Source organism: Roseateles sp. GW821-FHT09B06, from assembly GCF_059418245.1.
On record NZ_JBWKPM010000023.1, the window covers coordinates 47,045 to 68,920 of the forward strand.

General features: G+C 67.2%; 18 protein-coding genes. 12 read left to right on the plus strand and 6 right to left on the minus strand.

The features are described 5' to 3' along the window. Positions 1 to 39: 39 nt before the first annotated feature. The 3 genes from AC07OQ_RS18225 to AC07OQ_RS18235 all read left to right on the plus strand — a co-directional run bounded on the left by AC07OQ_RS18225 (position 40) and on the right by AC07OQ_RS18235 (position 3,781). The gene (locus AC07OQ_RS18225) at positions 40 to 1,284 is read left to right on the plus strand and encodes an HlyD family secretion protein (RefSeq protein ID WP_495054553.1); all 1,245 of its coding nucleotides are present in this window, start codon (positions 40 to 42) and stop codon (positions 1,282 to 1,284) included. Then, positions 1,277 to 3,439: a peptidase domain-containing ABC transporter gene (locus AC07OQ_RS18230; RefSeq protein ID WP_495054554.1), complete on the plus strand. Its 2,163-nt coding sequence runs from the start codon at positions 1,277 to 1,279 to the stop codon at positions 3,437 to 3,439. Before AC07OQ_RS18225 ends, AC07OQ_RS18230 begins: the two co-directional genes overlap by 8 nt. A gap of 117 nt (positions 3,440 to 3,556) precedes the next feature. Next, positions 3,557 to 3,781 carry a DUF2061 domain-containing protein gene (locus AC07OQ_RS18235; RefSeq protein WP_495054555.1) on the plus strand — a complete coding sequence of 75 codons (225 nt, stop codon included), beginning with the start codon at positions 3,557 to 3,559 and terminating at the stop codon, positions 3,779 to 3,781. On the opposite strand, the gene AC07OQ_RS18240 is transcribed toward AC07OQ_RS18235, so the two are convergent. Further along, positions 3,768 to 4,757, minus strand: coding sequence for a Bug family tripartite tricarboxylate transporter substrate binding protein (locus AC07OQ_RS18240; RefSeq protein ID WP_495054556.1), 990 nt, complete (start codon positions 4,755 to 4,757; stop codon positions 3,768 to 3,770). The two genes, AC07OQ_RS18235 and AC07OQ_RS18240, sit on opposite strands and share 14 nt — an antisense overlap. A 51-nt stretch (positions 4,758 to 4,808) precedes the next feature. Then, positions 4,809 to 5,075 (minus strand): YkgJ family cysteine cluster protein, encoded by a 267-nt coding sequence (locus tag AC07OQ_RS18245; RefSeq protein ID WP_495054557.1) that lies wholly within the window; start codon positions 5,073 to 5,075, stop codon positions 4,809 to 4,811. Positions 5,076 to 5,203: 128 nt separating this feature from the next. Between AC07OQ_RS18245 and mnmG the strand changes: the two genes are divergently transcribed. Genes mnmG through AC07OQ_RS18265 form a run of 4 tightly spaced genes read left to right on the plus strand, consistent with a single transcriptional unit; the run spans position 5,204 to position 9,449 of the window. Beyond that, positions 5,204 to 7,186, plus strand: coding sequence for a tRNA uridine-5-carboxymethylaminomethyl(34) synthesis enzyme MnmG (gene mnmG, locus AC07OQ_RS18250; protein WP_495054558.1), 1,983 nt, complete (start codon positions 5,204 to 5,206; stop codon positions 7,184 to 7,186). A gap of 5 nt (positions 7,187 to 7,191) precedes the next feature. Continuing rightward, on the plus strand, positions 7,192 to 7,845 hold the full coding sequence (gene rsmG, locus AC07OQ_RS18255) for a 16S rRNA (guanine(527)-N(7))-methyltransferase RsmG (RefSeq protein WP_495054559.1): 654 nt from the start codon (positions 7,192 to 7,194) through the stop codon (positions 7,843 to 7,845). A gap of 60 nt (positions 7,846 to 7,905) precedes the next feature. Then, complete coding sequence (locus AC07OQ_RS18260) at positions 7,906 to 8,676, plus strand: ParA family protein (protein ID WP_495054560.1); 771 nt, start codon at positions 7,906 to 7,908, stop codon at positions 8,674 to 8,676. Continuing rightward, positions 8,676 to 9,449: a GNAT family N-acetyltransferase gene (locus AC07OQ_RS18265; protein ID WP_495054561.1), complete on the plus strand. Its 774-nt coding sequence runs from the start codon at positions 8,676 to 8,678 to the stop codon at positions 9,447 to 9,449. The genes AC07OQ_RS18260 and AC07OQ_RS18265 overlap by 1 nt, the downstream gene beginning before the upstream one ends. Positions 9,450 to 9,461: 12 nt before the next feature. On the opposite strand, the gene AC07OQ_RS18270 is transcribed toward AC07OQ_RS18265, so the two are convergent. Together AC07OQ_RS18270 and argC are read right to left on the minus strand one after the other, a co-directional pair. Beyond that, positions 9,462 to 9,902 (minus strand): GNAT family N-acetyltransferase, encoded by a 441-nt coding sequence (locus AC07OQ_RS18270; RefSeq protein ID WP_495054562.1) that lies wholly within the window; start codon positions 9,900 to 9,902, stop codon positions 9,462 to 9,464. Continuing rightward, positions 9,902 to 10,846, minus strand: coding sequence for an N-acetyl-gamma-glutamyl-phosphate reductase (argC, locus tag AC07OQ_RS18275; RefSeq protein WP_495054563.1), 945 nt, complete (start codon positions 10,844 to 10,846; stop codon positions 9,902 to 9,904). The genes AC07OQ_RS18270 and argC overlap by 1 nt, the downstream gene beginning before the upstream one ends. Before the next feature lie 76 nt (positions 10,847 to 10,922). Here argC and AC07OQ_RS18280 point away from each other — a divergent pair, with 76 nt between their 5' ends. The 5 genes from AC07OQ_RS18280 to AC07OQ_RS18300 all read left to right on the plus strand — a co-directional run bounded on the left by AC07OQ_RS18280 (position 10,923) and on the right by AC07OQ_RS18300 (position 17,649). Next, positions 10,923 to 11,441, plus strand: coding sequence for an RBBP9/YdeN family alpha/beta hydrolase (locus tag AC07OQ_RS18280; protein ID WP_495054564.1), 519 nt, complete (start codon positions 10,923 to 10,925; stop codon positions 11,439 to 11,441). An 18-nt stretch (positions 11,442 to 11,459) separates the two neighbouring features. After that, entirely contained in the window at positions 11,460 to 12,371 is a 912-nt protein-coding gene (locus AC07OQ_RS18285; protein ID WP_495054565.1) for a ParB/RepB/Spo0J family partition protein, read from the plus strand. A 421-nt stretch (positions 12,372 to 12,792) separates the two neighbouring features. Continuing rightward, positions 12,793 to 14,715 carry a PrkA family serine protein kinase gene (locus tag AC07OQ_RS18290; protein WP_495054566.1) on the plus strand — a complete coding sequence of 641 codons (1,923 nt, stop codon included), beginning with the start codon at positions 12,793 to 12,795 and terminating at the stop codon, positions 14,713 to 14,715. 37 nt (positions 14,716 to 14,752) lie between these two features. Beyond that, positions 14,753 to 16,033, plus strand: coding sequence for a YeaH/YhbH family protein (locus tag AC07OQ_RS18295; protein ID WP_495054567.1), 1,281 nt, complete (start codon positions 14,753 to 14,755; stop codon positions 16,031 to 16,033). Between the two features lie 107 nt (positions 16,034 to 16,140). Continuing rightward, the gene (locus tag AC07OQ_RS18300; protein ID WP_495054593.1) at positions 16,141 to 17,649 is read left to right on the plus strand and encodes a SpoVR family protein; all 1,509 of its coding nucleotides are present in this window, start codon (positions 16,141 to 16,143) and stop codon (positions 17,647 to 17,649) included. Positions 17,650 to 17,778: 129 nt separating this feature from the next. Here the strand turns inward: AC07OQ_RS18300 and AC07OQ_RS18305 are convergent, their stop codons facing one another. Then, on the minus strand, positions 17,779 to 19,200 hold the full coding sequence (locus tag AC07OQ_RS18305; RefSeq protein ID WP_495054568.1) for an FAD-binding oxidoreductase: 1,422 nt from the start codon (positions 19,198 to 19,200) through the stop codon (positions 17,779 to 17,781). 120 nt (positions 19,201 to 19,320) lie between these two features. Next, positions 19,321 to 21,807, minus strand: a complete 2,487-nt coding sequence (locus AC07OQ_RS18310) for a penicillin acylase family protein (protein ID WP_495054569.1) — start codon at positions 21,805 to 21,807, stop codon at positions 19,321 to 19,323. Between the last annotated feature and the right edge of the window lie 69 nt (positions 21,808 to 21,876).

Sequence of the window (21,876 nt, forward strand, 5' to 3'; positions counted from 1 at the left end):
ATCCACTCCGAGGGGGGGCCAGTAAGCCTGGCACTCTGAATGCTGTTCCGTCCCGAAGCACTGGCCGGCCAGCAGCAGTCCTGGTTGGGCAGCATTCAGTTGCTGAGACCCCTCTCGCTAAAGCTGCTCACGGCCTGCGCCGTGGGCAGCGTCGTTTTGGTCGGTGCCTTTCTTTGCACCGCCGAATACAGCCGCAAGGCCCGCGTCGGCGGCTATCTGGTGCCGGATCGTGGCGTGCTGCGCATCACGGCTCCACAGGCGGCCACCGTGCTGGCGCGCCGCGTTGCCGAAGGCCAGCAGGTCAAAGCCGGCGATGTGCTGTTCGAGCTGAGTCTCGACTCGGCCACCGCCAGTATCGGTGAGGGCGTGGCCCAGAGCTTGGCCGAACGCGAGTCGTCCCTGCGCGACGCGCTGCAGCAGCTGGACCGCCAGTTCCAGCAGCAGAAAGACGGGATCGAGCGCCGGCTGGCGGCCCAGCAGGGCGAGCTGGGCGCCGCCAACGAGGAAGCCGGCTCGCACCGCGAGCGGCGCCGCCTGGTGCGCGAGGAACTGGCGCGGGCCGAGACCCTGCGTGGCCAGGGCTTCTATTCCGACGCCCAGCTGCAGAGCCGTCGCAAGGATTTGCTGGACGCCGACACCCAGGCGCTGACCCTGGAGCGCGAGCGCGAGAAGCTGCGCACCGAGCAAGCCGCGCTGCGGGCCGAGCGCGACGCGCTGCCGCTGCGACTGGCCGAAAGGCGTGGCGAACTCACCCGCGAACTGGCGTCACTGAAGGCCCTGGGGCTGGAAACCGAGGCCAAGCGCCGCCTGGTGCTGCGCGCGCCCAGCGACGGCGTGGTGTCCACCATACAGGCAGAGCCCGGCCAACCGGTCACGCCGGCCCTGGCGCTGGCCAGCGTGCTGCCCGCCGACACGCGCATGCAGGCCTATCTTTACGCGCCCTCCAGCGCCGTGGGCTTCGTGCGGCCGGACCAGGCGGTGCGGCTGCGCTACCAGGCCTATCCCTATCAGAAGTTCGGCCATCAGGAAGGCCGGGTGCTGCAGGTCTCGCGCACGCCGCTGCCGGCGGCCGAGCTGGCCGGCCTGCCCCTGGGCCCGGCCGCCGGTGGCCAGGAGCCGCTGTACCGCATCACGGTGGCGCTGCAGCGCCAGTCGGTCGAAGCCTATGGCGCCGAGCAGCCGCTGGCCGTCGGCATGCAGCTGGATGCCGACGTGCTGCTGGAGCGCCGGCGTCTGATCGAATGGATCTTCGAGCCCTTGCTGGCGCTGGCAAATCGTGTCTGATACCCCCTCCCCCGCGTCTGTCCTGCAGCGCCTGAACCTCGGCTGGAGCCGCGGCTCGCGCCTGCCCCTGATCCTGCAGACCGAGGGCGCCGAATGCGCCCTCGCCTGCCTGGCCATGGTGGCCAGCTTCCATGGCCAGCGCTGCGACCTGGCCGAGCTGCGTGCGCGCTTCTCGCTGTCGCTGAAGGGCGCCACGATGGCCGAGCTGGTGCGCATGGCCGCCCAACTGGGCCTGGCCAGCCGCGCGCTGCGTGCCGAACCCGAGCACCTGGCCCAGCTGCAGCTGCCCTGCATCCTGCACTGGGATTTCCGCCATTTCGTCGTGCTGGTCGAGGTGCGCGGCGACCGCGCCCTGCTGCACGACCCGGTGGCCGGGCGGCGCTGGATCAAGCTCGCCGAGCTGTCGCGCCACTTCACCGGCGTCGCGCTGGAACTGCGCCCCGGCGCCGATTTCGCACCCAAGGCCGCGCCGCCAAAGATCCGCTGGCAGCAGCTGCTGGGCAGGGTCGTCGGCCTGAAGCGCTCGCTGGCGCAGATCCTGACCCTGGCCCTGGCGCTGGAGCTGCTGGTGCTGCTCTCGCCCTTCTTCATGCAATGGGTGGTGGACGGCGTGCTGGTCAGCGCCGACCACGATCTGCTGGTCACCCTGGGCGTGGGCTTCGGCCTGCTGGTGCTGCTGCAGGTGGGCATCGGCGCCCTGCGTTCCTGGGCCGTGCTGCAGCTCTCGGCCAGCCTGAACCTGCAGTGGCTGGGCAATGTGTTCACGCACCTGCTGCGCCTGCCGCTGGCCTGGTTCGAGAAGCGCCACATGGGCGACATCCTGTCGCGCTTCAACAGCGTGCAGCAGATGCAGCAGACCCTGACCACGCAGTTCATCGAGGCGATGCTGGACGGGCTGATGGTCGTGATCACCTTGGCGATGATGTGGGTCTACAGCCCGCGTCTGGCCCTGATCGCGCTGGGCGCGGTGGCCGCCTACGGCCTGCTGCGCTGGGCCTATTACCGGCCGCTGCGTCAGGCCTCGGAGGAGGCCCTGGTGCACGAGGCGCGCCAGACCAGCCATTTCATCGAATCGCTGCGCGGCGCCCAGGCCGTGAAGCTGTTCAATGCCCAGGCCGACCGCGGCGCGCGCTTCGCCAATCTGGTGGTCGAGCGCATGAACGCCCAGCTGAGCACGCGCCGGCTGGAACTGGGCATGGGCGTGGCCAACAAGCTGCTGTTCGGGCTGGAGCGCATTGCCATCGTCTGGCTGGGTGCGCTGCTGGTGCTGGACCGCCAGCTCTCGGTGGGCATGCTGTTCGCGTTCCTGGCCTACAAGGAGCAGTTCAGCCTGCGCATCAGCGCCCTGATCGACAAGGCCGTGCAGCTGAAGATGCTGAGCCTGCAGGGCGAGCGCCTGGCCGACATCGTGCTCACCGCGCCGGAGCCGCTGGATACGGTGGCCGCGCCCCAGGCCGCGCCGGCACCGGCCGCGCTGGAGCTGCGCGAGGTGTACTTCCGCTATGCCGATGGCGAGCCCGAGGTGATCTCGGGCTGCAGCCTGCGCATCGAGCCGGGCGAATCGGTCGCCATCGTCGGACCTTCGGGCTGCGGCAAGACCACCTTGTTGAAGCTGATGCTGGGCATCCATGCGCCGCAGTCCGGCGATATCCGCCTGGGCGCCCAGGCCCTGTCGCAGATCGGCCTCTCGGACTGGCGCCGGCGCATCGGGACCGTGATGCAGGACGACCAACTCTTTGCCGGCAGCCTGCGCGACAACATCTCCTTCTTCGACCCGGAGGCCGACCAGGACTGGATCGAGCAATGCGCCCGCCTCGCCTGCGTGCACGAGGACATCGCCGCGATGCCGATGGGCTACGAGAGCCTGATCGGCGATATGGGCTCCAGCCTGTCCGGCGGCCAGCGCCAGCGCGTGCTGCTGGCGCGGGCCCTGTACAAGAAGCCCCAGTTCCTGTTCCTGGACGAGGCGACCAGCGCACTGGATGTGGAGCGCGAGCGCCAGGTCAATGCCTCGCTGCGCCAGCTCTCGCTGACCAGGATAGTGATCGCTCACCGTCCGGAAACCATCGCCGCCGCGCAGCGCGTCATCACCCTGCATCATGGGCGGGTGGCGCAGGACCTGCGCGCCGTACCGGCACCCAGCGCCCAGGCCTGACGCCGGGCCGCTCGGCCCCCGGGGCTATCGCCGCGATGGCCAAATCCAACTGGCCCGGGCCGATACTAATCATTAGCATTCACCTATTGAAATTAATCCATCAATAGGAGATCAACCATGGCCAAGACCGCCAGCTTCGGCATCCTGCATATCGGCACCGCCTTCGGCGTGACCTATGCGATGACCGGCAACCTGGCCGTGGCCGGCGCCGTGACCTTCGTGGAACCGCTGGTCAACACCGTGATGCACTACTTCCACGACAAGCATTGGGACCGGGTGGAGAACAGGTTCCGCAACCTGTTCCGCCTCGGTCGGGCGACGCCGGAGCTCAATCCGGCTTGATTTTCGCGCGGGCCACCACGGCCTTCCAGCGCTGCTGCTCCTGGGCGATGAACGCGGCGAACTGGGCCGGCGTGTTGCCGACGGCCTCCGCCGCGTCGGCACTGAGTCGCTCCTTGGCGCCGACCGAGCGGATCGCCTTGGCGGCTTCCACGGCCAGCTTGTCGATATTGGCGGGGGCCATCGTGGACGGCGCGTTCAGTCCATACCACTGCGTCATCTCGAAGCCCGGGAAGCCCTGCTCGGCCACGGTCGGCACATCGGGCAGCTGCGGCAGGCGCTCCTTGGAGCCGGTGGCGATGCAGCGCAGCTTGCCGGCCTTGATGAACTGGATGATGGCCGGCGCGCCAACCGCCGCCGCGTCCAGGCGGCCGGCCAGCAGATCGGTCAGCTGCGGGCCGGTGCCGCGATAGGGCACATGCAGGATGAAGAGGTTGCCGACCATCTTCAGGTATTCGAAGGCGAGGTGGCCGGCGCTGCCGTTGCCGGCCGAACCGTAGTTCAGGCGGCCCGGCTTGCTGCGCACCAGGGCGACGAATTCCTTCAGGTCCTTGGCCGGCACGTCCGGATGCACGACATAGAGGCTGGGCACCTTGGCCAGCAGGGTGACGGGCTTGAAGTCGCGGTTGGTGTCGAAGGGCAGCTTGTCGTAGATGTAGGGGTTCACGGCCAGGGTGCCGATATGGCCGAGGATCAGGGTGTGCTGATCGTCGGCGCGGGCCACCTCGCCCATCGCGATATTGCCGCCGCCGCCCGGCTTGTTCTCGACATAGACGGTCTGGCCCAGGCTCTTGGTCAGCTCGGCCGCGGTGGCGCGGGCGACGATCTCGCTGCTGCCGCCCGGGGCGAAGGGCACGATCAGTCGGATCGAGCGATTCGGCCAGGCGGCCTGGGCGCCGGCCGGCAGTCCGAGCAGGCTGGCGGCACCGGCCAGGCCGGATTGAAGAATGAGGCGGCGCTGGGTCGGGTTTGCGGACATCGTCTTTGTCTCCATCGTTGTTGTTGGAGCCCAGTCTATGCCCGCAGCCTGTCAGGGCGCTGTCTCGCGCTCCATCCAGCCCAGCCAGCGCAGCGCCTGTTCGCGCGTTTCGCCACACATGATCTCGCTGGGCTGCAGCGAGCCGCAGACCGCGGGCCGCTCGGGCCGGCCGAAGATCCTGCAGCGGTCCTCGTCGTCGAGCTGGATGCAGCGCACGCCGGCGGGCTTGCTCACCCCGTTGACGACGGGCATGCCCGGAATCGGGGAGCTGATCGACGGCGCGATGCAGCAGGCGGCGCAATGGTCTCGGCAGTTCATGATGGCGATATTGTCGGCCCGGCCATGCCCCTCGGCCGTGACTTATCCACAGCCCCCCAGTAAAATTCAGGGTTTGCCCGCGCCGACGTTTTTCTCCCTCTTTCCGGCGCCAGATCGAGGCTTCACCCATGCTCTATCCCAAGGAATTCGACGTCATCGTGGTCGGCGGCGGCCATGCCGGCACCGAGGCCGCGCTGGCCGCTGCGCGCATGGGCGTCTCCACCCTGCTGCTGACCCACAATATCGAGACCCTGGGCCAGATGAGCTGCAACCCCTCGATCGGCGGCATCGGCAAGGGCCACCTGGTCAAGGAGGTCGATGCGCTGGGCGGCGCGATGGCCGCGGCCACCGACGAGGGCGGCATCCAGTTCCGCATCCTGAACGGTTCCAAGGGTCCGGCCGTGCGCGCCACCCGCGCCCAGGCCGACCGCGTGCTGTACAAGGCCGCGATCCGCCGGCGCCTCGAGAACCAGCCGAACCTGATGCTGTTCCAGCAGGCCGTCGACGACCTGATGATCGAGGGCGACAAGGTGGTGGGCGCAGTCACGCAGTCCGGCATCCGCTTCCGCGCCCGCGCCGTCGTGCTGACCGCCGGCACCTTCCTGGACGGCCGCATCCACATCGGCCTGCAGAACTACAGCGCCGGCCGCGCCGGCGACCCGCCGGCCGTCTCGCTGTCGGGCCGGCTCAAGGAACTGAAGCTGCCGCAGGGCCGCCTGAAGACCGGCACGCCGCCGCGCATCGACGGCCGCACGATCGACTTCTCCAAATGCGAGGAACAGCCGGGTGACGGCGTGCCCTCGGCAGACGGCACGCCTCCAAGCCATCCGGTGCCGGTGTTCAGCTTCATGGGCTCGGCCGACCAGCATCCGCGGCAGCTGCCCTGCTGGATCACCCACACCTCGGCGCGCACCCACGAGATCATCCGCTCCGGCTTCGAGCGCAGCCCGATGTTCACCGGCGTGATCGAGGGCGTCGGGCCGCGCTACTGCCCCTCGATCGAGGACAAGGTGAACCGCTTCGCCGACAAGGACTCGCACCAGATCTTCCTGGAGCCCGAGGGCCTGACGACGCACGAGTTCTACCCGAACGGCATCTCCACCTCCCTGCCCTTCGACATCCAGCTGGCCGCCGTGCGGTCGATCCCCGGCCTGGAGAACGCGCATATCCTGCGCCCCGGCTACGCGATCGAGTACGACTACTTCGACCCGCGTGAGCTGAAGTCCAGCTTCGAGACCCGCGCGATCCAGGGCCTGTTCTTCGCCGGACAGATCAACGGCACGACCGGCTACGAGGAAGCCGCGGCCCAGGGCCTGTTCGCCGGCCTGAACGCCGCGCTGCAGATCAAGGGCGCAGGCCCCTGGCTGCCGGGCCGAGACCAGGCCTATCTGGGCGTGCTGGTGGACGACCTGATCACCAAGGGCGTGACCGAGCCCTACCGCATGTTCACCAGCCGGGCCGAGTTCCGCCTGCAGCTGCGCGAAGACAACGCCGACCTGCGCCTGACCGAAGAGGGGCGCCGCCTGGGCCTGGTGGACGATGCGCGCTGGGAAGCCTTCAACCGCAAGCGCGATGCTGTTTCACGTGAAACAGAGAAGCTGAAGTCCACCTGGGTGCATCCCGGCATCCTGCCGGCGGCCGATGCCGAGCGCCTGGTCGGCAAGGCCCTGGAGCGCGAGTACAACCTCGTCGAGTTGCTGCGCCGGCCCGGCGTGGTGTTCGACACCATCGCCGAGGTGGCCGGTATTGCCCGCCCCGAAGCGGCTGTTTCGCGCAAGGCGTTGCGCAGCGAACTGGGTTCGACCCTGGCCGATGCCGTGGTCGAGCAGATCGAGACCAGCGTCAAATATGCCGGCTACATCAACAAGCAGGTCGAGGACGTGGCCCGTGCCGCTTATTTCGAGAACCTGAGGCTGCCGGCCGACTTGGACTACAGCCAGGTCGCCGCCCTCTCCTTCGAGGTGCGCCAGAAACTGGCCAAGCACAAGCCCGAAACCCTGGGTCAGGCTTCCCGTATTTCCGGTGTCACGCCGGCCGCGATTTCGCTGCTGCTGGTGCACCTGAAGAAGGGGCGCTTCAAGGGCTTCACCGACACTCCCGCCGCCGCCTGAATCCGATGACCGACCTCGACCTCCTGCGCGCCCCACTGGCGGCCGCCGCGCAGCAGCTGAGCCTGGCGCTCAGCGACCAGCAGCTCGACAAGCTGCTCGGCTACCTGGCCCTGATCCAGAAATGGAACAAGGTCTACAACCTGACGGCCGTCCGCGAACCGCAGGCCATGCTGACCCAGCACCTGGTGGACAGCCTCAGCCTCATACCGGCCTTGCGCCGGTATTCCGATGGTGCACCCCTGCGGCTGATGGACGTGGGCAGCGGCGGCGGCTTGCCCGGCGTGGTCGTGGCCATCTGCGAGCCCGGCATCGACGTCAGCTGCGTCGACGCGGTCGCGAAGAAGGCCAGCTTCATCAAGCAGGTGGCCGCCGAGCTGGCGCTGCCGAACCTGCATGGCGAGCATTCGCGCGTTGAAGCCCTGGAGGTGCCGCCCTTCGACCTGATCACCTCACGCGCCTTTGCCTCCTTGCTGGACTTCACCACCCTGACCCGCCAGCACCTGAAGCCCGGCGCCATCTGGCTGGCGATGAAGGGGCAGCATCCGGCCGAGGAACTGGCCGCCCTGCCCCCGGACCTTGATGTGTTTCACGTGGAACAGCTACGGGTTCCCGGTCTCGATGCGCAACGTTGTCTCATCTGGATCAAACCCTGGGCCTGATCCGCTCCTGGCCCGCGAGCTTCCGGGCTACCATCGCTGCCTGATCAGAACAACAAGTCCATGGCCAAGATCTTCTGCATTGCCAATCAAAAGGGCGGGGTCGGCAAGACCACCACGACCGTCAATCTGGCCGCCGGCCTGGCCCAGGTGGGCCAGCGCGTGCTGGTTGTCGACCTGGATCCGCAAGGCAATGCCACGATGGGCTCGGGCATCGACAAGCGCGCCCTGCAGCTGAGCATCTACGACGTGCTGCTGGAGTCGGCCAGCATCGCCGAAGCCAAGCAGCGCAGCGAGAAGGTGGGCTACGACGTGCTGGGCGCCAACCGGGAGCTGGCCGGCGCCGAGGTGGAGCTGGTCGAGCTGGAGCGCCGCGAGCGCCGCCTGAAGGCCGCCATCGCCACGGTCGGCGATGACTACGACTTCGTGTTGATCGACTGCCCGCCATCGCTGTCGATGCTGACCCTGAACGGCCTGTGTTCGGCCCATGGCGTCGTCGTGCCGATGCAGTGCGAATACTTCGCGCTGGAGGGCCTGTCGGATCTGGTCAACACGATCAAGCAGGTGCATGCCAACCTGAACCCGGACCTGCAGATCATCGGCCTGCTGCGCGTGATGTTCGATCCGCGCATCACGCTGCAGCAGCAGGTCAGCGAGCAGCTGAAGGGCCATTTCGGCGACAAGGTGTTCGACACCGTGATCCCGCGCAATGTGCGCCTCGCCGAAGCGCCCAGCTATGGCATGCCCGGCGTGGTGTTCGACCCGGCCTCCAAGGGTGCCCAGGCCTTCGTCGAATTCGCGCGCGAAATGGTGCGGCGCGTCGGAACGATGTGATGGCGCCGGACGAGGCCCTGGCCCGCCGGGCCGAAGCGGCCGGTCTCAACGCCAGCACGCCGCCGCAGGAGCAGCGCGTCGAGGGCTGGCTGATCCGCCTCTCCCCCGGCAAGGCCAAACGCTCGCGCTGCGTCAATGCGCTGGACGAGGGCAGCCTGCCGCTGGACCAACTGCTGGAGCGTTGCCGCGCCGCCTTCGCGGCCGCCAGCCTGCCGCTGTGCGTGCGCGTCACCCCCTTCAGCCGGCCAGCCGACCTCGATCGGTGCCTGGCTGCCAAGGGCTGGTCCCGGTTCGACCCGGCCGACGTGATGGTGCGTCCCGGCCTGGACGACCTGCCGGCCCCCGCCCTGCCCCCCAGCCAGCGGGTGGAGGCGGTCGGGGCCTCGGCCTATGCCCGGGTCGTCGGCGCCTTGCGCGGATCGAGCGCGGACGAGATCGAGGCCCATGCGCAGCGGTTGCTGGAGTCGCCCGTACCCTATCGCGGCCACTGCCTGCGCGACGCCGAGGGCGCCCTGCTGGCCTGCGGCCAGTTCGTCCGCGAAGGCGGCATCGTCGGCCTCTACGACATCTTCACGCCGCCCGAACGGCGCGGCCGGGGCCATGCGCAGCGGCTGTGCCTGGCCCTGCTGGCGGCCGCCCGGGCCGAGGGCGCGCGCGAAGCCTATCTGCAGGTGGGCAGCGACAACGAGACCGCCCAGCGGGTCTATCGCCGCCTGGGCTTCACCTTCGCCTACCGCTACCACTACCGCAGCCCGTTGCCCGAGCTGCATTGACGACGGCCGCGTTCAGTCGCGCGCTTGCCAGACCTTCAGCAGCGTGTGCCGCGTGAAGCCCGGCACATAGTCGTGCAGATGGGCGATGCAGGCGTAACCGAGGTGCTCGTAGACCTCGGCCACCTCATCCAGCAGGGTTTCGATCAGGGCGTCCACGCAGCCGCGGCGCAGCGCCTGGGCCTCGATCTGACGCAGCACCTCGCCGCCCAGGCCTTCGCCGCGGCGCTCGGTCCGCACCCAGAGATAGGCGACATGGAGGCGCTGGAATTCGGTGCGCCCCCAGGCGCCGGCGATCAGTTCGCCGCCCTCGTAGAGCGCACAGGCGATATCCTGCGCATCGCTGCCCTGGGTCTGCTGGCGCCCGTGGACGATCACGCCCTCGCGAATCGCCTCGAGGTCGGCCTGGGGCAGCTCGGCATCGCGGCGCCAAAGGCGCGGCGCCGACACCGCCATCAGAGGAGGCCCTGGCCCTCGTCGAGGCCCAGGTGCACGTTCATCGACTGCACGGCCGCGCCGCTGGCGCCCTTGCCCAGATTATCCAGGCGGGCCATCACCAGCACCTGGCTGTCACTGCCGAACACCGCGATCTCCACATGGTTCGTGTCGTTGCAGGCCTGCACGTCATAGAAGCCCTCTTCCAGCGTCGCGGGGTCGCGCAGCGGCAGCACCCGGATGAAACGCTCGCCCGTGTAATAGGCGCTCAGCACCTCGTGCAGATGCTCGGCCTTGGAGCCGGCACGCAGCTGGCTCAGGTGCAGCGGCACGGTGACGGCCAGGCCCTTGTAGAAATTGCCGACGATCGGCATGAAGACCGGCGCCGTCTTGAGGCCCGTGTGGACCATCATCTCGGGCAGATGCTTGTGCGCCAGGCCCAGCGCATAGGGCCGCGGCGAATCGAGGCGGGCGTCGCCGCCGGCCTCGTACTGGGCAATCATCGATTTGCCGCCGCCGGAATAGCCGGTGATCGAGGTGGCGCTGATCGCCGCGTCGGCGGCCAGCAGGCCGGCATCGACCAGGGGGCGCACCGCCAGGATGAAGGCGCTGGCATGGCAGCCGGGGTTGGCGATGCGCTTGCTGGCGCGGATCTTGTCGCGCTGATCCTTGGCCAGCTCGGGCAGGCCGAAGCTCCAGCCGGCCACGGTACGGTGGGCGGTGCTGGCGTCGATCAGGCAGGTGTTGGGGTTCGTGACCATGGCCGCGGCCTCGCGCGAGGCCGCGTCGGGCAGGCACAGGAAGGCCACGTCGGCGGCGTTCAGCAGGCGGGCCCGCTCGGCCGCGTCCTTGCGCTTGTCGGCGGCTATCTTCAGCACCTCGATGTCGGCTCGGCCGGCCAGGTACTCGTGAATGCGCAGGCCCGTCGTGCCTTCCTGGCCGTCCACAAACACCTTGTAAGTCATGACTACTTCTCCCGCACAATCGCGCACACCAAAGGGAAGCGAAGCATAAGGCAAGAGGGGTCCGATGGCGCGTGTCATGTTATTGCCCGGGTGGCTGAATTCCGACCCGGATCACTGGCAGAGCCGCTGGGAGCGGCGGTTCGGCTATCTGCGCGTCGAGCAGGCCGACTGGCAATGGCCGCGCCGCGGCGACTGGATGGCCCGCCTGGACGAGGTGCTGCTGGAGAGCCCGGAGCCGGCGGTGCTGGTGGCCCATTCGCTGGGCTGCCAGCTGGTGGCCGCCTGGGCCGAGCATTCGAAGCAGCTGGCGCGCGTCAGGGGCGCGCTGCTGGTGGCGCCGCCCGACACCGAGGCCGAGCACATGCCGCCGCAGCTGCACAACTGGCGGCCGATCCGCCGGCCTCGCCTGCCCTTCCCCGCCATCGCCGTGATCAGCTCGGACGACCCCTTTTGCGCGCCCGAGCGCGGCACGCAGATGGCGGCCGACTGGGGTGCCGAGCTGGTGATGATCGGCCCGCGCGGCCACATCAACAGCGAGTCCGGCCTCGCGGACTGGCCCGAGGGTCAGGCCCTGCTGAGCCAGCTCGCGGCATAAGGGACAATCGCAGCCCATATGGTCACGAAAAAACCCAAGGGCCTCGGTCTGGGCCTGGAGGCCCTGCTGGGCCCCAAAGTCAGCGATAGCCCGGCCGCCACGCGCGACGGCGAACCTAACAGCCTGCGCCTGGAACTGATGCAGGCCGGCAAGTACCAGCCGCGCACCCGCATGGACGAGGGCTCGCTGTACGAGCTGGCCGAGAGCATCAAGGGCCAGGGCATCATGCAGCCCATCCTGGTGCGGCCGATCACGCCCGAATCGTCCAAGGATGGCCAGGCACGCTACGAGATCATTGCCGGCGAGCGGCGCTTCCGCGCCGCCAGGCTGGCCGGCCTGCGCGAGGTGCCGGTGCTGGTCAAGCCGGTGCCCGACGAGGCCGCGGCCGCGATGGCGCTGATCGAGAACATCCAGCGCGAAGACCTCAATCCGCTGGAAGAGGCCCAGGGCCTGAAGCGCCTGACCGACGAGTTCGGCCTCACCCACGAGCAGGCCGCCCAGGCCGTTGGCCGCTCGCGCAGTGCCGCCAGCAATTTGCTGCGCCTCCTGCAGCTGGCCGAGCCGGTGCAGAACATGCTGATGGCCGGCGATCTGGACATGGGCCATGCGCGCGCCCTGCTGCCGCTGGACGGCGCGCACCAGATCACCACCGCGACCGAAATCGCCGCCAAGAAGCTCAGCGTGCGCGAGGCCGAGAAGCTGGTGTCGCGCCAGGGCGCGGGCCGGCAGAAGCCCCTGCTGCGCGTCAAGGGCGACAAGAGCCGCGACGTGCTGCGCCTCGAGGAGGAGCTGTCGGACCTGCTGACCGCCCAGGTCGAGATCCATGTCAAGAAGCGCACCAAGCGCGGCGAGCAGGGCGCGCTGTCGATCCAGTTCGGCTCGCTGGACGAACTCAACGGCCTGATCGAAAAGCTGCGTGGGACTCGGTAACGCGGCGCCGCAAGCTGGCAGGTAAAAAAGCGCAAAGCCGTGACTCGTTCACGGCTTTTTTCTTGCCTGATCAACGGCCTGGCACGCGCCATGCATATTCATCGTCGCGGCCCGCCCACTGCTTTCGGGGGGGTCGCTCCAGGGGGCCAGGTCTTGCCTTGCACACGAATTCACAGAAGGGCGTAGCATGGTGTCAACGCTTGGGGCATCAATCGTGTTGAAGGACTAGGACAGGGCTTATCCTGTCATCAAGACCAGGATCTTGAACCAAGCTGTAGCCAGAAGAGCACCTGAGATCACGCTGAACCTCGGAAAGCTCTGATGACGCCTCCACCCTGCTTTAGGGGCGCCATCAGAACTTCCCAGACGACGCCGGATGGATCATGACCGGCGGCGCCTCATCCCGACACAGGAGGTCAGCATGGACGTGATCAGCAGCTTCGCCGCTCGCTACGAACGCACCAGGGTCGAGGAACTCTCGCTGGAAGAGTACCTGACCGAGTGCAAAAGCAACCCGCTCGCCTATGCCACCTCGGCCGAGCGCATGCTGCAGGCCATCGGTGAACCGCAGATGGTCGACACCCGCAACGACCCGCGGTTGTCGCGCCTGTTCGCCAACAAGACGATCAAGATCTACCCCGCCTTTGCCGAGTTCTACGGCATGGAGGATTCGATCGAGCAGGTGGTCAGCTACTTCCGCCATGCCGCTCAAGGCCTGGAAGAGAAGAAGCAGATCCTTTACCTGCTGGGCCCGGTGGGCGGCGGCAAGAGTTCGATCGCCGAGCGGCTCAAGTACCTGATGGAGCAAGTGCCCTTCTATGCCTTGGCCGGCTCGCCGGTCAACGAGTCGCCGCTGGGCCTGTTCAATGCGGCCGAAGACGGCCCCTTGCTGGAGAAGGAATACGGCATCCCGAACCGCTACCTGACCCGCATCATGAGCCCCTGGGCCGTCAAGCGTCTCGAGGAGTTCGGCGGCGATATCCGGCGCTTCAAGGTGGTCAAGCGCTATCCCAGCGTGCTGCGCCAGGTGGGCGTGGCCAAGACCGAGCCGGGCGACGAGAACAACCAGGACATTTCCTCGCTGGTCGGCAAGGTCGATATCCGCAAGCTGGAAACCTACGCGCAGGACGACCCCGACGCCTACAGCTACTCGGGCGGCCTGTGTCTCGCGAACCAGGGCCTGCTGGAGTTCGTCGAGATGTTCAAGGCGCCGATCAAGGTGCTGCATCCGCTGCTGACCGCCACGCAGGAAGGCAATTTCAAGGGCACCGAGGGCTTCGGTGCCATTCCCTTCGACGGCATCGTGCTGGCCCACAGCAACGAGAGCGAGTGGAAGACCTTCCGCAACAACAAGAACAACGAGGCCTTCCTCGACCGCATCTACATCGTCAAGGTGCCCTACTGCCTGCGCGTTTCCGAAGAGGTGAAGATCTACGAGAAGCTGATCCGAGGCTCCTCGCTGGCCGAGGCCAAATGCGCCCCGGGCACCTTGAAGATGATGAGCCAGTTCGCCATCCTGACGCGACTGAAGGAGCCCGAGAACTCGTCCCTGTACTCGAAGATGCAGATCTACGACGGCGAGAACCTGAAGGACACCGACCCGCGCGCCAAGAGCTACCAGGAGTACCGCGACTACGCCGGTGTCGACGAGGGCATGAGCGGCATCTCCACGCGCTTCGCGTACAAGATCATCTCCAAGGTCTTCAACTTCGACAGCGCCGAACTGGCGGCCAATCCGGTGCACCTGATGTATGTGCTGGAACAGCAGATCGAGCGCGAGCAGTTCCCGCAGGAGCTGGAACAGAAGTACGTCGGCTTCATCAAGGAGCTGATGGCACCGCGCTATGCCGAGTTCATCGGCAAGGAGATCCAAACGGCCTATCTGGAGAGCTACAGCGAATATGGCCAGAACATCTTCGATCGCTATGTCACCTACGCCGACTACTGGATCCAGGATCAGGAATACCGCGACACCGACACCGGCGAGGTGTTCGACCGCTCTGCGCTGAACGCCGAACTGGAGAAGATCGAGAAGCCCGCGGGCATCAGCAACCCCAAGGATTTCCGCAACGAGATCGTCAACTTCGTGCTGCGCGCGCGCGCCAACAACGCCGGCAAGAACCCGGCCTGGACCAGCTACGAGAAGCTGCGCACGGTGATCGAGAAGAAGATGTTCTCCAATACCGAGGAACTGCTGCCGGTGATCAGCTTCAACGCCAAGGCCAGCGCCGACGAAGCCAAGAAGCACGAGAACTTCGTGCAGCGCATGGTCGACAAGGGCTACACGGCCAAGCAGGTGAGGCTGCTGTGCGAGTGGTACCTGCGGGTCAGAAAGAGTTCCTGATATAGACGAAAGGCCGAGACAGGGCCAAGGACCGAAGATGCTGCAACAAATCATCGATCGTCGGCTGTCAGGGAAGAACAAATCCATCGGCAACCGCGAGCGCTTCCTGCGCCGCCACAAGGATCAGATCCGCGAGGCGGTCAGGCGGGCCGTGGATGGCCGGGGCATCCGCGACATGGAGCGCGGCGAAGAGATCCACATCCCCAAGAAGGATCTGAGCGAACCGGTGTTCGGTCATGGCGAGGGTGGCGTGCGCGAGGTCGTGCGGCCCGGCAACACCGAGCATGTACGCGGTGACCGCATCGCCAAGCCGCAGGGCGGCCAGGGTCAGGGCGGCGGCGGCCAGGCCAGCGATTCCGGCGAGGGCGAGGACGATTTCGTCTTCCAGCTCACCAGGGAAGAGTTCATGCAGGTCTTCTTCGACGACCTGGCCCTGCCCAATCTGGCCCGCACCACGCTGGCCGACACGCCCGAGTGGAAAAGCCACCGCGCCGGCTTCGTCAGCGACGGCACGCCCACCAATCTGCATGTGGTGCGCTCGATGCGAGGCGCACTGGGCCGGCGCATCGCGCTGGGCATGGACAAGCGGCGCGAGCTGCTCGAGCTGGAGGAGCGGCTGGAACTGCTGCACCGCGAGGACCGGCGCAAGCCCGACGTGATGGCCCTGCTGGCCGAGACCGAGGCGCGCATCGCGCATCTGAAGCAACGCATTGCCGCCATCCCCTTCCTCGATCCCATCGATCTGCGTTTCCGCAATCGCGTGCGCGTGCCCCAGCCCACCAGCCGCGCCGTGATGTTCTGCCTGATGGATGTATCGGGCTCGATGGACGAGGCGCGCAAGGACCTGGCCAAGCGCTTCTTCATCCTGCTCTACCTGTTCCTGACCCGCCACTACGAGAAGATCGAGGTGGTCTTCATCCGCCACCACACCCAGGCCCAGGAGGTAGACGAGCAGAACTTCTTCCATGCCACCGAGACCGGCGGCACGGTGGTGTCCTCCGCCCTGGTGCTGATGGAAGAGATCATCCGCGCCCGCTACCCCAGCGGTGAGTGGAATATCTACGGCGCCCAGGCCAGCGACGGCGACAACTGGCATCACGACAGCGGCCGTTGCCGCGAGTTGCTGGCCGACAAGATCCTGCCGCTGTGCCGCTACTTCGCCTATGTGCAGGTGGCCGAGGCCGAGCAGAACCTGTGGGAGGAATACGCCAAGCTGGCCGACGAGGAGCGCCACTTCGCAATGCGCAAGGCCGTCGAGGTGTCCGAGATCTATCCGGTGTTCCGCGACTTGTTCAAGAAGGAAGGAGCAGGCGCATGAACGAGCAAGGGACCTCCATGAGCGTGATCGAGAACCGTCGCAACATCGGCATCGCCGCCAACCGCCGCGAATACGGTGGCCGACGCCATCACCCACCCCAACAAGAAATGAAGCCGCTGAAGCAACGCCCCGCCCACCCCCTGCCCGCTCCAAGCGACTGGACCTTCGGCCTGATCGAGGACTATCACGACGTGATCCGCCAGACCGCGGAACGCTACGGTCTCGACACCTATGCCAACCAGCTGGAGGTCATCACCTCGGAACAGATGATGGACGCCTATGCCTCGGTGGGCATGCCGGTGAACTACCGCCACTGGAGCTACGGCAAGGAATTCATCGCCACCGAGCGCCACTACAAGCGCGGCCAGATGGGTCTGGCCTACGAGATCGTCATCAACTCCGACCCCTGCATCGCCTACCTGATGGAAGAGAACACCATGGCCATGCAGGCCCTGGTGATCGCGCATGCCTGCTACGGCCACAACAGCTTCTTCAAGGGCAACTACCTGTTCCGCATGTGGACCGATGCCTCGTCCATCATCGACTACCTGGTCTATGCCAAGAACTTCGTCGCCGACTGCGAGGAGCGCCACGGCCTGGATGTGGTGGAACAGACGCTGGACTCCTGCCATGCGCTGATGAACCATGGCGTGGACCGCTACCGCCGGCCCGCCAAGCTCTCGCTGGCCAAAGAACGCGACCGCCTGCTGGATCGCGAGGCCTACGCCCAGCAGCAGATCAACGACCTCTGGCGCACCCTGCCGCGTGGCAAGGACAAGGCCGAGGAGGAAAAGGAGGCGCGTCGCTTCCCCGAGGAGCCGCAGGAAAACCTGCTGTACTTCATCGAGAAGAACGCGCCGCTGCTGGAGCCCTGGCAGCGCGAGATCGTGCGCATCGTGCGCAAGATCGCGCAGTACTTCTATCCGCAGCGCCAGACCCAGGTGATGAACGAGGGCTGGGCCACCTTCTGGCACCACCGGCTGCTCAACACCATGTACGACGACGGCTACCTGACCGACGGCATCATGATCGAATGGCTGAAGTCCCACACCAATGTGGTGGCGCAGCAGCCGATGGCCCAGCTCAATCCCTATGCGCTGGGCTTCGCGATGTACACCGACATCAAGCGCATCTGCGAGAACCCCACCGAGGAAGATCGCCGCTGGTTCCCCGACATCGCCGGCGCGCCCTGGCTGCCCACCGTGGACCATGCGATGCGCAATTTCAAGGACGAGAGCTTCATCGGCCAGTACCTGAGCCCGACCCTGATGCGCGAGTTCCGCATGTTCTCCATCGTCGACGACGAGCAGCAGAAGGAGTACGAGATCTCGGCCATCCACGACGAGGCCGGCTACCAGCATGTGCGCGAGGCCCTGTCGCGCCAGTACGATCTCAGCACCCGCGAGCCCAATATCCAGGTCTGGAACGTCAACCTGCGCGGCGACCGTTCGCTGACCCTGCGCCACACCCAGCACATGAACCGACCGCTGCACGAGAGCGCCCAGGAGGTGCTCAAGCATGTGGCGCGCCTGTGGGGCTTCGGCGTTCAGCTGGAGTCGGTCAACGACCGCGGCGACGTCTCGAAGCGCTGGAGCGTGCCGGCGCCGAGTCATTGACCCCCCGCTCGCGGCTACGCTCGCCCTGCCCCCCGCGGGGGGCTGAACAAGAACCGGGCTCGACCCAGTTCTTGTTCATGGCGCCGCGCCTTGGGGCGGCCCGGCGGCGCGGCGATTACCAGACCCGGCTTACAGGGTGAAGATCTTGCCCGGGTTCATGATATTGCGCGGATCCAGCGCACGCTTGAGGCTGCGCATCAGCTCCACGGCCCCCTCCCCCGCCTCCTCGAGCAGGAAACCCTGCTTGTGCAGGCCGATGCCATGCTCGCCGGTGCAGGTGCCGTCCAGGCGCAGCGCCCGCTGCACCATCTGGGCCGAGAGGCGCTCGGCGGTTTCGCGTTCGGCCGGATTGTCGGGATCGATCAGATAGCCGAGGTGGAAATTGCCGTCGCCGACATGGCCGACGATGAAATAGGGCAGGCCGGCCTCCTCCACCTCCCGGATCGATTCGTTGATGCTCTCGGCCAGGCGCGAGATCGGCACGCAAGTGTCGGTGGTGACGCAGCGGCAGCCCGGCTTGGTCTGCAAGGCCGACAGGTAGGCATGGTGGCGCGCGGTCCAGAGCTTGGTGCGGGCCTCGGGCGTGGTGGCCCATTCGAAGTCCTCGCCGCCGAACTCGCGCGCGATCTCCTGCACGGTCTGCGCCTGCTCGGCCACACCGGCCTCCGAGCCGTGGAACTCCATCAGCAGCATCGGTGCCTCGCGCAGGCTTAAGCGGTCGTGCAGATTGACGGCACGGATCGCATGCGCGTCCAGCAGCTCGCAGCGCGCGATCGGCACGCCCATCTGGATGGTCTGGATCGTGGTCTGCACCGCGGCGTCGATGCTCGGGAAGAAGCAGATCGCCGCCGACACGGCCTCGGGCAGCGGGAAGATGCGCAGGCTCAGCTCGGTGATCACGCCCAGCGTGCCCTCGCTGCCGACGAACAGGCGGGTCAGGTCGTAGCCGGCGCTGCTCTTGCGGGCCCGCGAGCCGGTGTGGATGATCTTGCCCTCGGGCGTCACCACGGTCAGGCCCAGCACGTTCTCGCGCATCGTGCCGTAGCGCACCGCGTTCGTGCCGCTGGCGCGCGTGGCCGCCATGCCGCCCAGGGAGGCATCGGCTCCCGGGTCGATCGGGAAGAACAGGCCCTGGTGGCGGATCTCGTTGTTCAGCTGGTTGCGCGTCACGCCGGCCTGAACCGTGACCGTCAGATCCTCGGCGTTGACGCGCAGGATCGCGTTCATGCGCGAGACATCCAGGCTGACGCCGCCATGCACCGCCAGCAGATGGCCCTCCAGCGAGGAGCCCGCGCCATAGGGGATGACCGGTACCCGATGTTCATGCGCCAGCGCCATCACGAAGGCCACCTCCTCGCTGCTCGCGGCGAACACCACGCAGTCGGGCGGCGCCACGTCGAAGGGCGACTCGTCCCGGCCATGCTGCTGGCGCACCGCCAGCGCGGTGGCGCAGCCCTTGTCGCCGAAGCGCGCCTTCAGCGCCTCCAGCATCGCGGCCGGCACGGGCCGGCGCTCGGCGGTCAGCAGATGGGCGGGGAGAGAGGCGTTCATGCGGGGCGCTCCGGTAATCCGATGCATCGATTGTGCGCCGGCGACACCGCAAAGGACGGCGGGCCCGAGCGCACAGCGCCCGGGCCCGTCGGTGTCTTGCTCGCGGGGTCCGCCGGCCGCCTACTCGCGGATGCTCATGGTCCTGTAGGCGGGGTCGGCCTTGATGTCCGCCTCATGGAAGGGCAGCTTGGCCCATTTGGCGCCCTTCAGGAAGATGTCCGAGTACAGGCGCGTCTGGTCGGCGAAATGCGGACTCAGGATATGGCTGCTCTGCGAGTAGGTCAGCACGCCCTCGGCCACCGGGCCGCTGGCATCGAAGGTGACGAACTGCATATAGCTGTTGCCGTAGACCGGGTCGCCGTACAGGCCGCCGCTGAGGTTGCCGCGGATGTTGTTGAAGGTGTAGCGGCCGCCGGGCAGCGGGATCGGGGCGCTGTCGCGCACGATCACCTGCTTGCGCGCGTTCACCTCCGAGACCGCGAAGCCGTTCGCCGCGAACCACTGCACCGCGTCGGCCAGCAAGGTGGCCGCCCTGGTGTTGGCGGTGTTGAAGCCCCTGGGCGTCTGCACCGGATCGGCGGCGCTGAAGGGCAGGCGCCAGTAGCCGGCGTCCTCCAGCTCGCCGGCCAGTTCGTAGAGCTTGCGGAACAGCAGCGAACCCGGATCGGCCGGGCCTTCGGTCTTCTTCCAGATTGCCAGCACGCCGCAGGCCGCGGTGACGTCGGTCGACACGCCGTTCGTGCCCTTGATCATGAGGGGCGTCGGCTTGCCCGCGCAGGTGGCGGCCAGGAACTCGTCCAGCCACATCTCGGCGCGGAAGAAGCGGCTCTTGGCATAGACCTGCTGCAGGTTGGCCACCGTGAAGCCGGTGCCGGCCAGGCCGTCCGTGCCCTTCATGCGGTCCAGCACCTGCTGGATGCCGGTGCGGGTGCGCTCGCCCTGCGCCACGGCCTCGGCATTCGGGCCGGTGGCGATGATCTTCGGATAGCCGCTCAGGCGCACCTGGTCATTGGGCAGCCAATGGCTGTCGTTGGCATTCACCACATAGTCGTCGCGCAGCACATAGGGGCGCTGCGCCGCGCCGATGGTGCCGGTCCAGTTGCAGCTGCTCTTGCTGCCGTCCATCAGCACCAGGCCGCGCGTGGTCAGCAGGAACTGGCCCGTCGGGCTGTTGACGCAGCTCGCCAGCTGGGCATCGCTGACATTGGCGGCCACCGAATAGTTGGCATAGAGCGCCTTGCCGGTCTTGTCGGCCGCCATGGTGTGCACCCAGGGCATTGCGTTGTGGGTGGCCAGGTTCTGGCGCAGCGACTCGGCGCTGGTGGACTTGCCGTTCAGCAGGGCCTGGTCGATCAGCTTGTAGTTCGTGTAGTTGGCGTCGCGGATCGCGAAGGCCGCGGCCGAGCTCCAGCTGAAGGTGGCGCCGTCGCTCAGCAGCGGACCGAAATCGGTGCCGTAGAGCGTGCGCTGGTGGGTCTTCATCGAACCGTCGGCCTGCCGGGCCTCGACGTTCAGCACCGTCTTCGTCATCGCCTTGTAGGCGCCGTCGACCTGGTAGCGGGTCGGGTCGGCCGGATCCAGCTTCAGCTGGAACAGCGTGAACTTGTTGTCGTCGGTGAAGGTGTGGGTCCAGGCCACATCCTTGTTGAAGCCGATCAGCGGCACCGGCGCACCCAGCAGGGTGGCACCCATCACGTCGTACTGGCCCGGAATGGTCAGATGCAGCTGGTGCAGGCGCAGCGCGCCCCACCAGGGGAAGTGCGGGTTGCCCATCACGATGCCCGTGCCGCCCTGTGTCACGCCCTTGCCCAGGCCATAGCCATTGGAACCGATCGCATGCTCGTGCAGCGTGTTGGTGGCCTTCACCAGCGGGCTGTTCAGCACGGCCAGCTGGCTGGCGGCCTTGAGCCTGTCCTTGCTGCCCAGCACCGGCGCGCTGGCCACCTTGACCACCGGCGGCTGGGCGCCGCCGATCGCGGCGATGAACTGCATCGAGCTGCCCGCCATCGCCGCCTGGCTGAAGCGCCAATAGGCCTCGTCCTCGGTCAGCGGCCTGACCCAGGGCGCGCCCTTGCAGTCGCTGGGCAGGCCGTTGGCGCCCTGGTCGCGCAGATAGCGGTTGTAGCCGGCCACGAAGCCGCTCACCAGTTCGCGCGTCTCGGATCCGGCGCCGGCCTTCATGGCCGCGGCCAGCGCCGGCGTCATGTGCAGCTTGTAGAAGAAGTCCGAGGCCAGGTTGGGCGTGAAGTCGCCGAACTGGCCCAGATAGCTGACGGGAAGGCCCTTGGCATCGACGTCACCGAAATATTTCGAGCGCTCGCCGCGCATGGTCACCACTTCCTGCGCGAACAGGCAGACATGGTCGGTGGCGAAGGCATAGCCGTAGCCATAGCCCAGGCCCTTGAAGTCCTCGGCCTTGATATGCGGGACGCCATAGCCGGTGTAACGGATCTCGGCCTGATACTGGGCCTGGCCGGCCGGCGGATTGAAGGGATCGGCCGGATTGGTGTCGCCGCCACCGCAGGCGCTCAGCAGCACGGTCAGGGCGCAAGCACCGGCGATGGGAGTGAGGCGGCGCAGGCGCGCGGCTGCCATGGGCAGGTCCATCAAGCAAATCTCCTTGAATGTTGTTAGTAATTTAGGGGTGTGCGTCCAGTGGCGCGGCAACAGATGCTC

Excerpts from the sequence above, each read along its gene's own strand:
- AC07OQ_RS18225 (WP_495054553.1), top strand. The coding sequence starts at position 40 with ATGCTGTTCCGTCCCGAAGCACTGGCCGGCCAGCAGCAGTCCTGGTTG.
- AC07OQ_RS18235 (WP_495054555.1), top strand. The coding sequence starts at position 3,557 with ATGGCCAAGACCGCCAGCTTCGGCATCCTGCATATCGGCACCGCCTTC.
- AC07OQ_RS18240 (WP_495054556.1), bottom strand. The coding sequence starts at position 4,757 with ATGTCCGCAAACCCGACCCAGCGCCGCCTCATTCTTCAATCCGGCCTG.
- AC07OQ_RS18245 (WP_495054557.1), bottom strand. The coding sequence starts at position 5,075 with ATGAACTGCCGAGACCATTGCGCCGCCTGCTGCATCGCGCCGTCGATC.
- mnmG (WP_495054558.1), top strand. The coding sequence starts at position 5,204 with ATGCTCTATCCCAAGGAATTCGACGTCATCGTGGTCGGCGGCGGCCAT.
- rsmG (WP_495054559.1), top strand. The coding sequence starts at position 7,192 with ATGACCGACCTCGACCTCCTGCGCGCCCCACTGGCGGCCGCCGCGCAG.
- AC07OQ_RS18260 (WP_495054560.1), top strand. The coding sequence starts at position 7,906 with ATGGCCAAGATCTTCTGCATTGCCAATCAAAAGGGCGGGGTCGGCAAG.
- AC07OQ_RS18265 (WP_495054561.1), top strand. The coding sequence starts at position 8,676 with ATGGCGCCGGACGAGGCCCTGGCCCGCCGGGCCGAAGCGGCCGGTCTC.
- AC07OQ_RS18270 (WP_495054562.1), bottom strand. The coding sequence starts at position 9,902 with ATGGCGGTGTCGGCGCCGCGCCTTTGGCGCCGCGATGCCGAGCTGCCC.
- argC (WP_495054563.1), bottom strand. The coding sequence starts at position 10,846 with ATGACTTACAAGGTGTTTGTGGACGGCCAGGAAGGCACGACGGGCCTG.
- AC07OQ_RS18280 (WP_495054564.1), top strand. The coding sequence starts at position 10,923 with ATGTTATTGCCCGGGTGGCTGAATTCCGACCCGGATCACTGGCAGAGC.
- AC07OQ_RS18285 (WP_495054565.1), top strand. The coding sequence starts at position 11,460 with ATGGTCACGAAAAAACCCAAGGGCCTCGGTCTGGGCCTGGAGGCCCTG.
- AC07OQ_RS18290 (WP_495054566.1), top strand. The coding sequence starts at position 12,793 with ATGGACGTGATCAGCAGCTTCGCCGCTCGCTACGAACGCACCAGGGTC.
- AC07OQ_RS18295 (WP_495054567.1), top strand. The coding sequence starts at position 14,753 with ATGCTGCAACAAATCATCGATCGTCGGCTGTCAGGGAAGAACAAATCC.
- AC07OQ_RS18300 (WP_495054593.1), top strand. The coding sequence starts at position 16,141 with ATGAAGCCGCTGAAGCAACGCCCCGCCCACCCCCTGCCCGCTCCAAGC.
- AC07OQ_RS18305 (WP_495054568.1), bottom strand. The coding sequence starts at position 19,200 with ATGAACGCCTCTCTCCCCGCCCATCTGCTGACCGCCGAGCGCCGGCCC.
- AC07OQ_RS18310 (WP_495054569.1), bottom strand. The coding sequence starts at position 21,807 with ATGGACCTGCCCATGGCAGCCGCGCGCCTGCGCCGCCTCACTCCCATC.